General features: G+C 59.6%; 17 protein-coding genes. 10 read left to right on the top strand and 7 right to left on the bottom strand.

The genetic code is table 11. The features are described from left to right. Positions 1-6: 6 nt before the first annotated feature. Complete coding sequence (locus AC07N8_RS03255; protein ID WP_483843824.1) at positions 7-1,845, bottom strand: long-chain-acyl-CoA synthetase; 1,839 nt, start codon at positions 1,843-1,845, stop codon at positions 7-9. A 341-nt stretch (positions 1,846-2,186) separates the two neighbouring features. Here AC07N8_RS03255 and AC07N8_RS03250 point away from each other — a divergent pair, with 341 nt between their 5' ends. Further along, positions 2,187-2,465 (top strand): DUF3509 domain-containing protein, encoded by a 279-nt coding sequence (locus AC07N8_RS03250; protein WP_483843854.1) that lies wholly within the window; start codon positions 2,187-2,189, stop codon positions 2,463-2,465. A 133-nt stretch (positions 2,466-2,598) separates the two neighbouring features. Here the strand turns inward: AC07N8_RS03250 and mtnC are convergent, their stop codons facing one another. From mtnC to aroC, 5 genes are read right to left on the bottom strand one after another with little or no spacing between them, the layout of a single operon-like run. Continuing rightward, positions 2,599-3,282 (bottom strand): acireductone synthase, encoded by a 684-nt coding sequence (gene mtnC / locus AC07N8_RS03245; protein ID WP_493142227.1) that lies wholly within the window; start codon positions 3,280-3,282, stop codon positions 2,599-2,601. Positions 3,283-3,286: 4 nt separating this feature from the next. Further along, on the bottom strand, positions 3,287-3,832 hold the full coding sequence (locus tag AC07N8_RS03240) for a 1,2-dihydroxy-3-keto-5-methylthiopentene dioxygenase (protein ID WP_123434165.1): 546 nt from the start codon (positions 3,830-3,832) through the stop codon (positions 3,287-3,289). 20 nt (positions 3,833-3,852) lie between these two features. Beyond that, on the bottom strand, positions 3,853-4,479 hold the full coding sequence (locus AC07N8_RS03235) for a methylthioribulose 1-phosphate dehydratase (RefSeq protein WP_483843826.1): 627 nt from the start codon (positions 4,477-4,479) through the stop codon (positions 3,853-3,855). Then, on the bottom strand, positions 4,476-5,621 hold the full coding sequence (locus tag AC07N8_RS03230) for an MFS transporter (protein WP_483843827.1): 1,146 nt from the start codon (positions 5,619-5,621) through the stop codon (positions 4,476-4,478). The genes AC07N8_RS03235 and AC07N8_RS03230 overlap by 4 nt, the downstream gene beginning before the upstream one ends. 34 nt (positions 5,622-5,655) lie before the next feature. Continuing rightward, complete coding sequence (gene aroC / locus AC07N8_RS03225; protein ID WP_131062445.1) at positions 5,656-6,747, bottom strand: chorismate synthase; 1,092 nt, start codon at positions 6,745-6,747, stop codon at positions 5,656-5,658. A 130-nt stretch (positions 6,748-6,877) separates the two neighbouring features. Here aroC and AC07N8_RS03220 point away from each other — a divergent pair, with 130 nt between their 5' ends. Both AC07N8_RS03220 and AC07N8_RS03215 read left to right on the top strand, forming a co-directional pair. After that, entirely contained in the window at positions 6,878-7,831 is a 954-nt protein-coding gene (locus AC07N8_RS03220) for an alpha/beta hydrolase (RefSeq protein WP_493142230.1), read from the top strand. Positions 7,832-7,926: 95 nt separating this feature from the next. After that, on the top strand, positions 7,927-8,718 hold the full coding sequence (locus AC07N8_RS03215) for a hypothetical protein (RefSeq protein ID WP_493142231.1): 792 nt from the start codon (positions 7,927-7,929) through the stop codon (positions 8,716-8,718). Between the two features lie 51 nt (positions 8,719-8,769). Here AC07N8_RS03215 and prmB read toward each other — a convergent pair whose 3' ends face one another. Then, positions 8,770-9,678: a 50S ribosomal protein L3 N(5)-glutamine methyltransferase gene (gene prmB / locus AC07N8_RS03210; protein ID WP_483843830.1), complete on the bottom strand. Its 909-nt coding sequence runs from the start codon at positions 9,676-9,678 to the stop codon at positions 8,770-8,772. A 239-nt stretch (positions 9,679-9,917) separates the two neighbouring features. Between prmB and AC07N8_RS03205 the strand changes: the two genes are divergently transcribed. From AC07N8_RS03205 to AC07N8_RS03175, 7 genes are all read left to right on the top strand, one after another. Next, positions 9,918-10,508, top strand: a complete 591-nt coding sequence (locus AC07N8_RS03205) for a cysteine hydrolase family protein (protein ID WP_027922498.1) — start codon at positions 9,918-9,920, stop codon at positions 10,506-10,508. A 131-nt stretch (positions 10,509-10,639) separates the two neighbouring features. Then, positions 10,640-10,960 (top strand): hypothetical protein, encoded by a 321-nt coding sequence (locus AC07N8_RS03200; protein ID WP_027922497.1) that lies wholly within the window; start codon positions 10,640-10,642, stop codon positions 10,958-10,960. An 85-nt stretch (positions 10,961-11,045) separates the two neighbouring features. Beyond that, entirely contained in the window at positions 11,046-11,603 is a 558-nt protein-coding gene (locus tag AC07N8_RS03195) for a Smr/MutS family protein (RefSeq protein ID WP_140667195.1), read from the top strand. A 77-nt stretch (positions 11,604-11,680) separates the two neighbouring features. Beyond that, positions 11,681-12,226: a GTP cyclohydrolase I FolE gene (gene folE, locus AC07N8_RS03190; protein ID WP_003204506.1), complete on the top strand. Its 546-nt coding sequence runs from the start codon at positions 11,681-11,683 to the stop codon at positions 12,224-12,226. 104 nt (positions 12,227-12,330) lie between these two features. Next, entirely contained in the window at positions 12,331-12,702 is a 372-nt protein-coding gene (locus tag AC07N8_RS03185; protein ID WP_493142233.1) for a glutathione S-transferase N-terminal domain-containing protein, read from the top strand. Between the two features lie 433 nt (positions 12,703-13,135). Continuing rightward, complete coding sequence (locus AC07N8_RS03180; protein WP_027922494.1) at positions 13,136-14,485, top strand: NCS2 family permease; 1,350 nt, start codon at positions 13,136-13,138, stop codon at positions 14,483-14,485. A 79-nt stretch (positions 14,486-14,564) separates the two neighbouring features. Beyond that, the gene (locus AC07N8_RS03175) at positions 14,565-15,191 is read left to right on the top strand and encodes a LysE family translocator (RefSeq protein WP_077430609.1); all 627 of its coding nucleotides are present in this window, start codon (positions 14,565-14,567) and stop codon (positions 15,189-15,191) included. The last annotated feature ends 126 nt before the right edge of the window (positions 15,192-15,317 follow it).

Here is a 15,317-nt window from a genome sequence, read left to right as displayed (position 1 = left end):
GCACATTCAATAGCGGTATTTGCCGCCATGAATATCCGCCAGCACCTGCTCGGTAACCTGCACGTAAGTCTGGGTGCCGGGCAGCCAGGCGTAGATCGGGTCATCGCCGGTTTTGCCGGGGTCGAAGGCTTCGTCCTTGAGCCGGGTCTTCTGGTATTTGAAGGTCCCGGTGGTCTCCATTTTTACTTTCACCCGCAGGAACAGCGGCACCGCATAGGCCGGCATTTGCTGGCGAGCGAAATCCAGCAGTTCGCTGAAGTCCAGGGTGGCCAGGGACTCGGCCGGGGTAATCGCCGCCATGCCGGCACGCCCGTTGGTGTTGTGGACTTCCACGCCATACGCCACGGCTTCCGCGATGTGTGGGTGTTGCAGAAGAATATTTTCGACTTCCGTGGTCGAGACATTCTCGCCCTTCCAGCGGTAGGTGTCGCCCAAACGGTCGACGAATTGCGCATGGCCGAAACCGATGTTGCGCAGCAGGTCGCCGGTATTGAAGTACCGATCGCCCTTCTTGAACACGTCATGCAGCACGACTTTTTCGGTCTTTTGCGGATCGGTGTAGCCGTCCAGCGGCGCCTTGTCGTCGATTCTCGCCAGTAACAAACCCTGTGCGCCCTTGGCCACTTTGTTCATGAAACCCTTGGCGTTGCGAATCGGCTGGCCACTGTCGTGGTCGTAGGCCACCAATTCCCAGGCCATCAGCGAGAACCCGATGGTGTGGTCAAAATTGAGAATGTTGGTGAAGCCGATGTTGCCGTCGCTGGCCGCATACAGTTCACAGATATGCTCGACACCGAAGCGGGACTTGAAGGCGTCCCACGCGCCGGGTCGCAAACCGTTGCCGATCATCTTCGTCACGCCGTGCTGGTTGTCCTCGGCGCTGGTGGGTTGATCCACCAGATAGCGGCACAACTCGCCGACGTAACCGAGGGTGGTCGCGTGGTATTTGCGCACGTCATTCCAGAACTGGCTGGCGCTGAACTTGCGGCGGATGGCAAAGCCCGAAGCACCGTTGATGGCCGAGCCCCAACACACGCAGAGCCCGGTGGCGTGGTACAGCGGCAAGGTGCAATAGACGATGTCGTGCGGCTGCATGTCCAGGGCGATCAGGCCGAAACTGGCGGAGCTGCGCATCCAGCGCCCGTGCTTGAAGACGCCGGCCTTGGGCAATCCGGTGGTGCCCGAGGTGTAGATATAGAAACAAGGATCGTCGAAGAAAACCTGCTGGCTGCTGGCTGGATTGTCGTCGACCGCGTCGACACTGGCCGTCATCAGGTTGACGAAGCCCTCGGGCGCAATACCGGGATGGTTGTAGGTGTCTTGATCGGCGACGAACCAGGTTCGCGCCGGCGCGATCGACACCCGTTCGCGGACCTGGGAAAACGCCGGGACCAACTCACCGCCAACAATGATCGCCACCGGCGCCACCAGGTTCAGGCTGTGCGCGAGGGTATCGCGGGTCTGCGAGGTGTTGAGCAACGCGCTGATGGCGCCGACCTTGGCCACTGCCAGAATCGTCACCAGCAGTTCCGGGCGGTTCTCGATGAAAACCGCGACCACGTCACCTTTGCCGATGCCTTGGCTAATCAGATGATGGGCAATGCGATTCGCCCACTGGTTGACCTGCATGTAGGTCAGCGTCACGTCGCCCTGCAATAACGCGGGGCCATCGGGATTACGCAACGTCGCCTGTTCGAAACACCAGCCCAGGCCACACGGTTGGGTCGGATCCTTGACATTGGCGACTTTCAGGCCCTTCACCACACGGGGAATGGCTCTGGCGATCGTCGGCAGTTTGCGGAGCATCATGCCCCAGGTAATCGTGTCGTTCGGCCTGCGTTTCATCTGTGCTCCCGCTGATTTTTTTATTGTCGGGCGGCGTTCCATGAGCTCGAAAATACGTCAGCGGTTCTTGGGCTGTACACGCGGATTTTGCAATGTTTTGTATCCGCAGCCCCTACAAACGAACGGTGAACCTCGACGTGCGGATTGGTTCCGTCGAGGCAGCAACAATCTTTCAAAATGCAGGATGCACGATGGCCATTCATGCAGAATGCACGAAAGCGAAAACGCCGTAAAAAATTAACTTATTGATTTGTAATGATTTTATTAGTTTCAAATACTGGCACAATCGCTGCAACTACCTCTCCATGCTTGCCAATCACGTGCAAACGGAGCTGATAGACATGAGCCTGATCCAAGAAAAATTTACCTCCCTGTTCTCCAACTTCGAAGTCACCACCCAGGCGCGTCCTGATGGCGGGATTCTGCTGACCCTGCGTAGCACTGAAGGCCGAGTGTTTAAACGTTCGCTCTCCTACCAACAATTGCACGCTGGTGACCAACTGACCTGGGCCATCAGTGCGATTCGCCGTGACCTTGCCGAACAAGCGAGTGAACTGCCGCAGATCTCCATGCTGCAAAGCCAGCAGCGGTTTGCCTTGCCGACTTATCACACCGCGTAAATCAATCTGACGGCAACACAAAACACTGTGGGAGCGAGCCTGCTCGCGAAGAGGGCATATCAGTCGAGATTGATATTGACTGATACGCCGCTTTCGCGAGCAGGTTCGCTCCCACAGGTTATGTGTGTGTTTCTTAAAAGGTGGTGGGGTTGATTCGCGCGAAGCTGTCGACGGTCAGATGGCTTGCCAGCTCCCCGCCCTCTCGCGCCAACCCGCAGGTCGCCATGCCGGCCGTGCGCGCAGCGTCCAGTTCTTCAACGATGTCGGATAGAAACAGAATCTGCGCAGGCTCAAGCCCAATGGCCTGAGTGATGCGTTGGTAAGACTGCGCTTCCCGCTTGGGCCCCGACGTGGTGTCGAAATAGCCGCTGAACAGTGGCGACAAATCCCCCGCATCCGAACAGCCGAAGATCAGTTTTTGCGCCTGGATCGAGCCCGAGGAATACACAAACAGTTGATAGCCTTCCTGATGCCAGCGCTTGAGCGCTTCAACCGCATCCGGGTAAACATGGCCCTTCAACTGCCCCGCCTGATAACCCTGCTCCCAGACCATGCCTTGCAACGCCTTGAGCGGCGTGGCTTTGCGGTCTTCGGCGATCCAGTCCAGGAGAATCGCAATCACCCGCTCAACGTCGGCATCCAGCTCGGCGCTGTCGCGGCGCACGGCGGCCAGTTGCTCCGCCACATCGGCGCGCGCGGCGTGCTGACGGACAAACTCGGGCAGGTGTTTTGCGGCGTAGGGAAACAGCACGTCGAACACAAAACTCACCGCGCTGGTGGTGCCTTCGATGTCGGTGAGAATCGCTTTGATCGGCATCGGTTCAGTCCTCAAGACGCGGGAAGCGGCTGGCGATGTCTTCGCCGGTGAAGTTGGCTACCCAGCCTTCAGGGTTGTTGAACAGGCGGATCGCGACGAAATGCGGATGCTCGCCCATGTCAAACCAGTGCGGCGTGCCGGCCGGCACCGAGATCAGGTCGTTCTTTTCGCACAGCACCGCGTAGACGTAATCGTCGATGTGCAGGGTAAAAAGGCCACGACCCGCCACGAAAAAACGCACTTCGTCTTCGCCATGACGGTGTTCATCGAGGAACTTGGCGCGCAGTTCGGCTTTTTGCGGGTGATCGCTGTTCAGGCTGATGACGTCGACGGTGATGTAACCGCGCTCGGTCATCAGTTTGTCGATCTGCTCCTGATACGCGGCGATCACTTCTTCCTGACTGGCGCCCGGCTGGATCTTCGCGGCCGCTTGCCAGCGGTCGAAACGCACGCCCTGCTCGGCCAGGGTCGAGGCGATGTCTTCGAAATGGGTCAGCACCTTGTTCGGCAGGTCAGGACTTGAGACGTGGTAAACGGACAGGCTGCTCATCAGGGCAACTCCTTAACGGTTCATGCTTTAACGTTCGAGAGCGAGCGCATCTTCAACTCGCACTCGAACAAAAATTCAAAGGCCTCGATCTGCCGCAGCGCATCGCTCATGCGCGCGCCCCAGGTGTAGAGGCCATGGCCGCGAATCAGGTAGCCGACGCAATCGGGATGGGCGTCCAGCCAAGGCTGCACCTTGGCGGCGAGGCGCGCAATATCCTGATCGTTGTCGAAAATCGGCACGCGCACCCGGGACTCGTGGGTCGACACGCCGCTGAAGGCTTTTTGCAGTTCGTAGTCTTCGAACTCGATGAAAGCTTCCGGGGTCAGGCGCGACAGCACCGTGGCGTTCACCGAATGGGTGTGCAGCACCGCGCCGATGTCCGCGCGCCAGCTATAGAGCTGAGTGTGCAGCAGGGTTTCGGCGGACGGCTTTTTGCCCGGTTCCAGGCTGTTGCCCGACAAATCGGTGGCGAGCACATCGTCGAGCCCCAACTGACCTTTGTGCTTGCCGGACACCGTTAGCAGCGCTTCGCTCGGCGACAGGCGCGTCGAATAGTTGCTGCTGGTGGCCGGTGACCAGCCGCGGCCATACAGAAAACGCCCGGCGTCGATGATTTCCTGGGCGAGGTGTTCACGGGTAAGGCTCATGGCCTGTCCTCTTGCAGTCGTGTGGCAATGATAACGGCAGCCGCCAGGGCTGCGAGGCTTGCAATACTAAAGGTCAACGGCGCGCCGAGGGCATTCCAGCTGTAGCCGGAATACAACGCGCCCAATGCGCCGCCGGTGCCGGCCAGCGCGGCATACAGCGCCTGGCCCTGCCCTTGCTGGCGTGCGCCGAAACTACGTTGCACGAACTGGATGGCAGCCGCGTGAAAGCTGCCGAACGTCGCCGCGTGCAGCACCTGGGCGAACAGCAACACCCAGAGAAATTCGGCAAACGAACCGAGCAGCACCCAGCGCAACGCGGCCAGCAGGAAACTGGCCAACAGCACCCGGCGCACCGAGAAGCGCGCGAGGATCTTGCTCATGGCCAAAAACATCAGCACTTCAGCAACCACGCCGACCGCCCAGAGCATACCGATCACGCCACGGCTGTAGCCCAACCGCTCAAGGTGCAAGGTCAAAAACGTGTAATACGGGCCATGGCTCATTTGCATCAGCGCCACACAGCCATAAAACGCCAATACGCCCGGGCTGCGCAATTGCTTGAGAAACCCGTCCGCCGCTTCACGGAGGCCCTGAACCGGTTGCGCGTTTGGTACCCACAGGCTGCTGACGACGATCCCGGCCATGATCAACACCAGCGCCACCGGATAGATGTCGAGGCTGAGCCATTCGAACAATCGGCCCAGCAACACCACGGTGATGATGAAACCGATGGAGCCCCAGAGACGAATCTGGCTGTAGCGCGAGGTCTGGCCTTTCAGGTGCGCCAGGGTAATGACTTCGAACTGCGGCAATACCGCGTGCCAGAAGAACGCATGCAACGCCATGACCATCGCCAGCCAGGCGTAGGTCTTGCTGACGAAAATCAGCGAGAACGTCAGCAGCGTACACACCGCGCCGAAACGCACGATGGCCAGGCGCCGGCCGGTGTAATCACCCAGCCAGCCCCAGATGTTCGGCGCGACGCAGCGCATCAGCATGGGAATTGCCACCAGCTCGCCGATGCGCGCACTGGAAAATCCCAAGTGATCGAAGTACAGCGCCAGAAACGGCGCTGTCGAACCGAGCAAGGCGAAATAGAACAGATAGAAACTGGAGAGCCGCCAGTACGGGAGCGCCGCCACGCTCGTCAGACCGCAGCGGCGTTAAGGTCAGCCATTAAAGCTGACCCAGCACCGGGGTGCTCACGCGCACATCGGCGTTCTGCCCACGGTGACGCAACAGGTGATCCATCAACACGATGGCCATCATCGCTTCAGCGATGGGCGTCGCGCGGATGCCGACGCACGGATCGTGACGGCCCTTGGTGACGACTTCCACCGGGTTGCCATGAATGTCGATGGAACGGCCCGGCGTGGTGATGCTGGACGTTGGCTTCAACGCCAGGTGCGCGACGATTGGCTGACCGGACGAAATGCCGCCGAGAATGCCGCCGGCATTGTTGCTGAGGAAACCTTCCGGGGTCATTTCATCGCGGTGTTCGGTGCCACGCTGGGCAACGCTGGCGAAACCGGCGCCGATTTCCACGCCTTTCACCGCGTTGATGCTCATCAGCGCATGGGCCAGTTCGGCATCGAGGCGGTCAAAAATCGGCTCGCCGAGGCCAGGCATCACGCCTTCAGCCACCACGGTGATTTTCGCGCCAACCGAATCCTGGTCGCGGCGCAACTGGTCCATATAGGCTTCCAGCTCCGGGACTTTGTCCGGGTCAGGGCTGAAGAAGGCGTTCTCTTCCACCGAATCCCAGGTCTTGAACGGGATTTCGATCGGGCCGAGCTGGCTCATGTAGCCGCGAATGACAATGCCCTGGGTTGCCAGGTATTTCTTGGCAATTGCGCCGGCCGCAACGCGCATCGCGGTTTCCCGCGCCGAGCTGCGACCGCCACCACGGTAATCGCGCTCACCGTATTTATGGTGGTAGGTGTAGTCAGCGTGGGCCGGGCGGAACAGATCCTTGATCGCCGAGTAGTCCTTGGACTTCTGGTCGGTGTTGCGGATCAGCAGGCCAATGGAGCAGCCGGTGGTGCGACCTTCGAATACGCCGGAGAGGATTTCGACTTCGTCGGCTTCCTGGCGTTGCGTGGTGTGACGGCTGGTGCCGGGCTTGCGGCGGTCCAGGTCACGCTGCAAATCCTCCAGAGAAATCTCCAGCCCCGGCGGGCAGCCGTCGACAATGGCGACCAACGCCGGACCATGGCTTTCGCCCGCGGTGGTGACAGTGAACAGCTTGCCGTAGGTATTGCCGGACATGCAGGACGCTCCGTGAAATAGAACCTGAATACGTAATGCGCGCCAGTATACGCAGGCTACCCAAGTAGTTCATCCTCGAACCTTATGGGTGCCTGCGAGTCCAACCGGCACCTTTGTGAATGATGGCGTGATGATGCTGCGAGTTTTAGCCTTGAGCCTGACCTTGTTTACCGGCTACGTGCAGGCCACCGTCCTGCAACGACCTATTACGCTGGATACCGGCACCGGGGAGCTTTTCGGCTCGCTGTTGCTGCCCAAATCCGACAATCCTGTACCGGTCGTCCTGATCATTTCCGGCTCCGGTCCTACGGATCGCGACGGCAATAACACCGACGGCGGACGCAACGACAGCCTCAAACGGCTGGCCTGGGTGCTGGCCAAACACAACATCGCCAGTGTGCGTTACGACAAACGCGGTGTGGCCGCGAGCCTTGCCGCCACGCCAGACGAACGCAACCTGTCGGTAGAGGCCTATGTGGCCGATGCCGAAGCCTGGGGCAAAAAGCTGCAAAGTGATCCGCGTTTCGGCCCGCTGATTCTGCTCGGCCACAGCGAAGGCGCCTTGATCGCCACCCTGGCGGCGCCGAGTGTGGACGCCGCAGCGGTCATCTCGCTGTCCGGCAGCGCTCGCCCGGTCGATCAGGTGTTGCGTCAACAATTGAGCAATCAACTGCCACCCGCGCTGATGCTGCGCAGCAATGAGCTGCTCGACAGCCTCAAGGCCGGTCACACCGACGATAACGTACCACCTCAGCTTCAGACGATTTTCCGCCCGAGTGTGCAGCCGTACCTGATTTCCTTGTTCCGTCAGGACCCGGCGGCAGCGTTCGCCAAGTTGAAGATGCCGGCGTTGATCATTCAGGGCAGCAACGACATTCAGGTCGGTGTCGGTGACGCCAGGCTGCTGAAGGCCGCCAAACCGGACGCCGAGCTGGCGCTGATCGAAGGCATGAACCACGTCATGCGCATTGTGCCCAACGACGTCAAACGGCAATTGGCCTCTTATAAAGACCCGCAATTGCCACTGGCGGCCGAGCTTGGCACACGCATCCTCGGGTTTATTGACGGACTTCGCCCCAGTTAAGCGCTGTTGACCCTCCAGTCCTGTCAAAAACGGCCGATAAGCCTTTGTCGCCAGCGCAATGGCTGGCGGCAGGGCTTGGACAGGATCTCGCCGTTATGACTGATACCCAGACTTCACCCGACACCACCGCTGAAAAAGACGCACCGCCAGCGGTTGAGCTGCCGTGGGCGGACGTCCACGTCGAGCACCACAAGATGCTCCGTCTGGCGCCGCTGAAAACCGACCGCAACACCGGCGGGCGCCCGCTGCGTTTTGTCGAATTCGGTTATGCCGAACGCAACAGCAAGGAGCAGAGCCTGATGCGTATGAGCATCACCCTGCCCGGCCAGCGCGTGCGCAAAGAACAGAATCACCTCGACGTGTGGGTCGATCACACCACCAAGCGTGTGCATTTCGGCCCTGACAGCGGCCTGCAGATTGAACCGATGAACCGTGGCATCGGCCGTTTCATGGCTGCTCAAGGGATTACCTGGGCGAAGAAGCGCTGGTCCGGCTACACCGTCGACGGCACGGATCTGAACAATAAAGACGCGCTGAACGAAGACACCCGCCTGCGCCGCGATCACTTCCTCAAGGCCCATGGTTTTGAGGTGGTGTATGCCGATGCCCAGCATTTGAAAGGCAGCGTCAAAGACGTGCAGGTCGGTGACCTGTCGGGCGACTGGAACACTGAAAAGCTGCAACTGGTGGAAATTCTCGAAGCCGCGCAGATGCTTCAGCAAGCCGAACAGAACCTGGCCGAGCAGGAAGTGAAGCTGAAGAAGCACGAGGAAAAAGTCAGCAAGTACAAGCGTGAAGACGCCGGGTTGCGCTTTACGATTACGTGCCTGGTGGCATTTGCGGTGTTTCAGGCGGGGTTGTTGATCTGGATTGCTACGCACCGCTGATGGCTTTTTGTGGCGAGGGGGCAAGCCCCCTCGCCACAAAAGCGGATTCAGTCAGACGCGAGAAGCGAACAGTGCCTGATGATCACGGCACTGCTGCGCCGTCAACATGAACACCCCATGCCCGCCACGCTCGAAATCGAGCCAGGCAAAATCGACTTCCGGGTACAGCGCGTCGACGTGAACCTGGCTGTTGCCCACCTCGACAATCAGCAAGCCCTTCTCGGTCAGATGATCCGCGGCTTCAGCCAGCATGCGGCGCACCAGGTTCAAACCGTCATCGCCACAGGCCAGGCCCAGCTCCGGCTCGTGCTGATACTCGTCCGGCATGTCGGCGAAATCTTCCGCATCGACGTAGGGCGGGTTCGACACGATCAGGTCGAAACGTTGACCCGGCAAACCATCAAAGCCATCGCCCTGAACGGTGTACACGCGCTCATCGACACCGTGACGTTCGATGTTCTGATTGGCCACTTCCAGCGCTTCGAACGACAGATCCGCCAACACCACTTCGGCGTTCTGGAACTCGTAGGCGCAGGCGATACCGATGCAACCGGAACCGGTGCACAGGTCCAGAATGCGCGCCGGCTCGCTACCCAGCCATGGCGTGAAGCGGTTTTCGATCAGCTCGCCAATCGGTGAACGCGGGATCAGCACGCGCTCGTCGACGATGAAGGACATGCCGCAAAACCACGCTTCGCCCAACAGGTAAGCGGTCGGAATGCGTTCTTCGATGCGGCGCTTGAGCAAGCGCTGCAGATTGACCAGCTCATCATCTTCCAGCGCGCAGTCGAGGTAGCTGTCGGCGATTTCCCACGGCAAGTGCAAGGCACCCAACACCAATTGACGGGCTTCGTCCCAGGCGTTGTCGGTTCCATGGCCGAAAAACAGATCCTCCCCATGGAAGCGGCTGACGGCCCAACGGATGTGGTCACGCAGGGTACGAAGGCGGGAAGTGATCACGGCGGCAAACTCCAGAAAAAACGACTGGCGATTCTAACAGCCAAAACGCGCCACGACGACGCAGGAAAAACACCGGACCGAATGTAGGATCGATCCCTTTTTGCCGTTGGCTATTGAACAAAACCCGCAACTTGACAAGGCTGCGAGCCAGTAATGACGGCGCCTACGATAGTAGCGATTCACAGAACCGCTCAGCCAGAGGACAATGTCGCAAAAGCCCCACTCCAAGGAGCCCCAGAATGTCCGTTCCAAAAACGATGTTTCAACTCAGCGGCCGCGGTTACGCAGCAGCCAATCTGAGCCACGCGACCCTTGTCATCATCGATGCCCAGAAGGAATACCTCAGCGGTCCGCTGGCCCTGAGCGGCATGGACGCTGCCGTCGCGAACATCAAGCAATTGCTGGCGGCTGCCCGCGCGGCCGGCCGCCCCATCGTGCATGTACGCCACCTCGGTACGGTCGGCGGGTTGTTCGACCCACAAGGCGAGCGCGGTGAGTTCATCCCCGGCCTTGAGCCGCAGGCCGACGAAACCATCCTCGGCAAGTTGCTGCCGAGCGCGTTCCACGGCACCGAACTGGCAAAACGCCTGGAAGACCTCGGCGCCCTTGACCTGATCGTCTGCGGTTTCATGAGTCACTCCAGCGTCAGCACCACGGTGCGTGCCGCCAAGAACCTGGGTTTCCGTTGCACGCTGGTGGAAGACGCCTGCGCCACGCGCGACTTGCCTTACAAGGGCGGCGTACTGAGTGCCGAGCACGTTCAGCAGACCGAAATGGCGATCATGGCGGACAATTTCGCCACCCTCGCGCTCACTCACGATCTGATTTGATCGGCCCGTGATGAGCGGCCAATAGCGCCGCTCATCTGCAAAAGCCTCTCGTTTGCCGCAATTGTCTTAGCCTCAGGAACATCCCGGTCAACTCCCGGTCGAAGGGCCGATACCCATTGAGGAAGGTCGGAATGAAGTTATCCGATGGTTTTGACGCTCGCCGCTTGCGGCCCAAAGGCCAACGCAACTGGCGTTTTCGTATTGGCGCGGCGTTTGCCGCGTTGCTGGCAACGTGCGGTGTATTGCTCGCCATGGCCGCTGCCGCCAGCCTGCTTGGCCACGCACCCGCGCTGGGCGAACTGAACACCAGCCGTACCGGTGCGGCAGTGGTCCTGGCGGTTGGCCTGTTCGTGCTGTACCTCGGTGTGTGGCTGTGGCGTCGCTGCCGGCGCCGTTCGCGTCAGTCGCGTGAGCTGAACATGTCCCCGCACCTGATGAAAAAACACGATTGACCCGAGGCCTGGCATTTGCCGGGCCTCAATTGTTATGGATAGCGCCTCGACTTGGGTAAACTGGCCGACCTTCGCGGAGGCTGACATGCAAGACGACGATTTTTCCCTGTTCAAAAGTGCGATCCAAGGCGTCAAGCCGATCAAGCACGATCGCGCCGAAACCGGCAAACCCAAGGCCGACCGCGCGCAAATCGCCAAGCTGCGTCAAGCCGCAACCATTCGTACCGATGCCACCACCGTGGATGGGCTGTCCGATCAGTTTGTCATCGACGTCGGCCCGGAAGACGAGTTGATGTGGGCCCGTGACGGTGTCCAGGAAAGCCAGATGCGCAAGCTCAAGATCGGGCAGATTCCGTTCGAGGGCAGCCTCGACCTGCACGGCATGAGCGTGGAAAAGGCCCGGGAAACCCTTTGGGCTTTTCTGGCCGAAGCGACCAAATTCGAAATTCGCTGCGTGCGCGTCACCCACGGTAAAGCCGTGCGTCTGGACGGCAAGCGGCCGATGATCAAGAGTCACGTCAACACGTGGTTGCGCCAGCATTCACAGGTGCTCGGCTTCACCTCGTGCCAGGCCAGACATGGCGGCGCCGGAGCGGTTTATGTGATGCTCAAACGCACCATGATGGAAGGTCGCGACGAGTAAAGCTGTCGCGTCATGCTTGCAGCGCCGTGTTTGCCACCGTACCCTTGCCCTTTGCGAAAATCCCCACAGGTAGTTTCATGTCCCTGGAACAGAATTACACCGCGATTCTCGGCCAACTGGGCGAGGACGTCTCCCGCGAGGGCCTGCTCGACACGCCAAAACGTGCCGCCAAAGCCATGCAGTACCTCTGCCGCGGTTATGAACAGACGCTCGAAGAGGTCACCAACGGTGCCTTGTTCAGCTCCGACAACAGCGAAATGGTGCTGGTCAAGGACATCGAGCTGTACTCGTTGTGCGAACACCACCTGCTGCCGTTCATCGGCAAGGCACACGTCGCTTACATCCCGAGCGGCAAAGTGTTGGGCCTGTCGAAAGTGGCGCGCATCGTCGACATGTACGCTCGCCGCCTGCAGATCCAGGAAAACCTCAGCCGCCAGATCGCCGATGCGGTCCAGCAAGTCACCGGCGCCCTGGGCGTTGCGGTGGTGATCGAGGCCAAGCACATGTGCATGATGATGCGCGGTGTGGAGAAACAGAATTCGTCGATGATCACGTCGGTGATGCTCGGTGAGTTCCGCGAAAACGCGGCCACCCGCAGCGAGTTTCTCAGCTTGATCAAGTAACGTGCGGCACGAAGAAAACCGGCATTCATCGCCGGTTTTTTTTCGTCTGCAAAAAATCAGGTAAGCTGCGCGCCCTTCTTCATTCGCACCGTGAGGCTTTCAACGTGTTCGTAAAAGCGCTTCGTGTCGGCCTTGGCCAACTGATCATCTTCATCGACTTCATCACCCGTCCGGGCAAGAAGCAGCGCCCTGCCGAGGCTCAGGCCAAGGTCAACTGCGCTGCCAAGGACCTGACCCTGTATCAATTCCACGCCTGCCCGTTCTGCGTGAAAACCCGCCGCTCCCTGCGCCGCCTGAACGTGCCAGTGGCCCTGCGCGATGCGAAGAACAACGAACAGGATCGCCAGACCCTGCTGGAGCAAGGCGGCAAGATCAAAGTGCCGTGCCTGCGCATTGAAGAGAACGGTCAGACCACCTGGATGTATGAGTCCAAGGTGATTATTGATTATCTGGATAAGCGGTTTGCTGCTGCTTGATGGTTTTGTAGTGAGCTTGCTCGCGATGAGGCCACCACAAACCCCCAGTCCAAATAAACCGGCCCTTGCGCCGGTTTATTTGTTTCTGCCCTCCCTAAAGGCATCTTCAGCCGCCCACTTTAGTGGCTGGTCTGGCCCCTTCGCGAGCAGGCTCGCTCCCACAGGTGACCGGGTTCTTTCAGGGGAATGCGCTCGAATGTGGGAGCGAGCCTGCTCGCGAAGGCGTCCGGACAGGCGATATACCCCTATCGCCAAACTTTTCGTAAACAAAATCAAAAACATTATTTGCTTTCTTTGTATACAAAAGCATAATCCACTTCGTGCGAGTTCCTGACCAGACGGTCAACAAATTCGCAAGTGCCTCAAAGGATCGCTGCCACCCTCATGGGTCCGGTCCTGGAAATAACAATAAAACTCTTGAGGAGTACTCGCTGTGGAAAGCCGCAAATCCGAAGCATCGACGCTGGAACTCTCGCCGCCGTTACGCAATGGCCTGCTTGAGCGCATCTTTAAACTCACCTTGCATGGCACCACGGTGAAGACCGAGCTGATTGCCGGTCTGACTACCTTCATCACCATGGCTTACATCATCTTCGTCAACCCCAACATCATGGCCGACGCCGGGATCGATCACGGCGCCGCGTTTGTGGCGACCTGCATCGCGGCGGCGCTGGGTTGCCTGTTGATGGGCCTGTACGCCAACTGGCCGGTCGGCCTGGCGCCGGGCATGGGCCTGAACGCTTTCTTCACCTACACCGTGGTCGGCACCATGGGCTACAACTGGGAAACCGCCCTCGGCGCGGTGTTTGTTTCCGGTGTTCTGTTCATGATCCTGACCTTTTCGCGGATTCGCGAATGGCTGCTCAACAGCATTCCAGTCAGCCTGCGCTTCGCCATGGGCGCTGGCGTCGGTTTGTTCCTGGGATTGATCGGTCTGAAAACCGCGGGCATTGTCGTCGATAGCCCGGCGACCCTGATCAAGCTCGGCTCCCTGCGCGAACCCGGCCCGCTGCTCGCCGCCATCTGCTTCCTGATGATCGCCATCCTCAGCTACCACAAAGTGTTCGGCGCGATCCTTATCAGCATCATCACTGTGACTCTGGCCGGTTGGGGCCTGGGCCTGGTGCACTACGAGGGCATCATGTCGGCCCCGCCGAGCCTGGCCCCGACCTGGATGGCGATGAACCTGGCCGGCGTGTTCAACGTCAGCATGATCAGCGTGGTCCTGGCATTCCTCTTCGTGCACATGTTCGATACCGCCGGCACCCTGATGGGCGTGGCCCAGCGCGCCAACCTGGTCGGCGCGGACGGGCGGATCGAAAACCTCTCCCGCGCCATGAAAGCCGACAGTGCTTCCAGCGTTTTTGGTGCGATCGTGGGTGTTCCGCCGGTCACCAGTTACGTTGAAAGTGCTGCGGGTGTTGCCGCGGGTGGTCGGACAGGTCTTACCGCCGTGACCGTCGGTGTGCTATTTATTGCGGCGATGTTCTTCGCACCACTGGCCGGGATGATCCCCGCCTATGCCACCGCCGGCGCGCTGATTTATGTGGCGATGTTGATGATGGGCGGCATGAAGCACATCGAATGGGACGAAGCGACCGACAGCATTCCGGCCATCGTTACCGCGATCATGATGCCGCTGACCTTCTCGGTCGCCGACGGCATTGCGCTGGGCTTCATCACCTACGTGGCGTTGAAGGCCGGTACCGGTAAGTACAAGGAAATCTCCGTCAGCTTGTGGGTGCTCTGCGCGATCTTCATCGCCAAGTTCATTTTCCTGTAAGCCGCCGACGTTTCAAAAACAGTGTTTCAAAACAGCCTCACCCCGCCGGGTGGGGCTTTTGCACAAATGGAGGAAAGTGATGAGTCTGGAAACCTGGCTGCTGTTCAGCGGCGCTGCGCTGGTGGTGATCCTGATCCCGGGGCCCCTGTCATTGCTGATGATCAGCAACAGTCTGAATTACGGTTTGCGCCGTTCTTACCCGGCGTTTCTCGGTGGGGTGATTGCTTCGATCTGCTTGCTCAGCGCTTCCGCACTGGGTCTTGGCGCCTTGCTGCTGGCGTCGGAACAGCTGTTCAGCGCGCTGAAAATCGTCGGCGCGCTGTACCTGTTTTACCTCGCCTGGCAGAGCTGGCAGCAATCGCGCCAGCCATCGGTCGGCGCTGAAGTGCCTCAAGCGGCGCCGGTGCCACGCTTTCGTGCATTGTTCGGCCGCGCGTTCGTGCTGGGTGCGAGCAATCCGAAAGACATTCTGTTTTTCGCCGCTTTCCTGCCGCAGTTTTTGAGCGCGGAACAACCGTTCCTGCCGCAGTTGCTGGTGATGATTGCAACCTGGACCGTGCTCGACCTGCTGTGCAAGTTGGCTTATGGGCTGGGTGCGCATGGTGCGGCGCGGTATCTGCGCAGTGGCAAGGGACAGAGCTGGTTTAACCGGGTCAGTGCGGGGTTGTTTGGGGGTGCAGGCGCTGCATCCCTTCTAAGCCGATAAAAGCAAAAGCTTCGCGAGCAGGCTCGCTCCCACATTAGTTTTGTGTTGATCACACATCCCCTGTGGGAGCGAGCTTGCTCGCGATGGCATCAGCCCAGACAACCCATTTCTCAAGGACGAAAAAAA

The sequence above is a fragment of the Pseudomonas sp. GW821-FHT10C09 genome (assembly GCF_059415465.1).
Note: the sequence above shows the minus strand (reverse complement) of the source record. Positions and strands in the feature narration are given on the sequence as shown.

Coding starts and splice junctions, on each gene's coding strand:
- AC07N8_RS03255 (WP_483843824.1), bottom strand. CDS start 1,845: ATGAAACGCAGGCCGAACGACACGATTACCTGGGGCATGATGCTCCGC.
- AC07N8_RS03250 (WP_483843854.1), top strand. CDS start 2,187: ATGAGCCTGATCCAAGAAAAATTTACCTCCCTGTTCTCCAACTTCGAA.
- mtnC (WP_493142227.1), bottom strand. CDS start 3,282: ATGCCGATCAAAGCGATTCTCACCGACATCGAAGGCACCACCAGCGCG.
- AC07N8_RS03240 (WP_123434165.1), bottom strand. CDS start 3,832: ATGAGCAGCCTGTCCGTTTACCACGTCTCAAGTCCTGACCTGCCGAAC.
- AC07N8_RS03235 (WP_483843826.1), bottom strand. CDS start 4,479: ATGAGCCTTACCCGTGAACACCTCGCCCAGGAAATCATCGACGCCGGG.
- aroC (WP_131062445.1), bottom strand. CDS start 6,747: ATGTCCGGCAATACCTACGGCAAGCTGTTCACTGTCACCACCGCGGGC.
- AC07N8_RS03220 (WP_493142230.1), top strand. CDS start 6,878: ATGATGCTGCGAGTTTTAGCCTTGAGCCTGACCTTGTTTACCGGCTAC.
- AC07N8_RS03215 (WP_493142231.1), top strand. CDS start 7,927: ATGACTGATACCCAGACTTCACCCGACACCACCGCTGAAAAAGACGCA.
- AC07N8_RS03205 (WP_027922498.1), top strand. CDS start 9,918: ATGTCCGTTCCAAAAACGATGTTTCAACTCAGCGGCCGCGGTTACGCA.
- AC07N8_RS03200 (WP_027922497.1), top strand. CDS start 10,640: ATGAAGTTATCCGATGGTTTTGACGCTCGCCGCTTGCGGCCCAAAGGC.
- AC07N8_RS03195 (WP_140667195.1), top strand. CDS start 11,046: ATGCAAGACGACGATTTTTCCCTGTTCAAAAGTGCGATCCAAGGCGTC.
- folE (WP_003204506.1), top strand. CDS start 11,681: ATGTCCCTGGAACAGAATTACACCGCGATTCTCGGCCAACTGGGCGAG.
- AC07N8_RS03175 (WP_077430609.1), top strand. CDS start 14,565: ATGAGTCTGGAAACCTGGCTGCTGTTCAGCGGCGCTGCGCTGGTGGTG.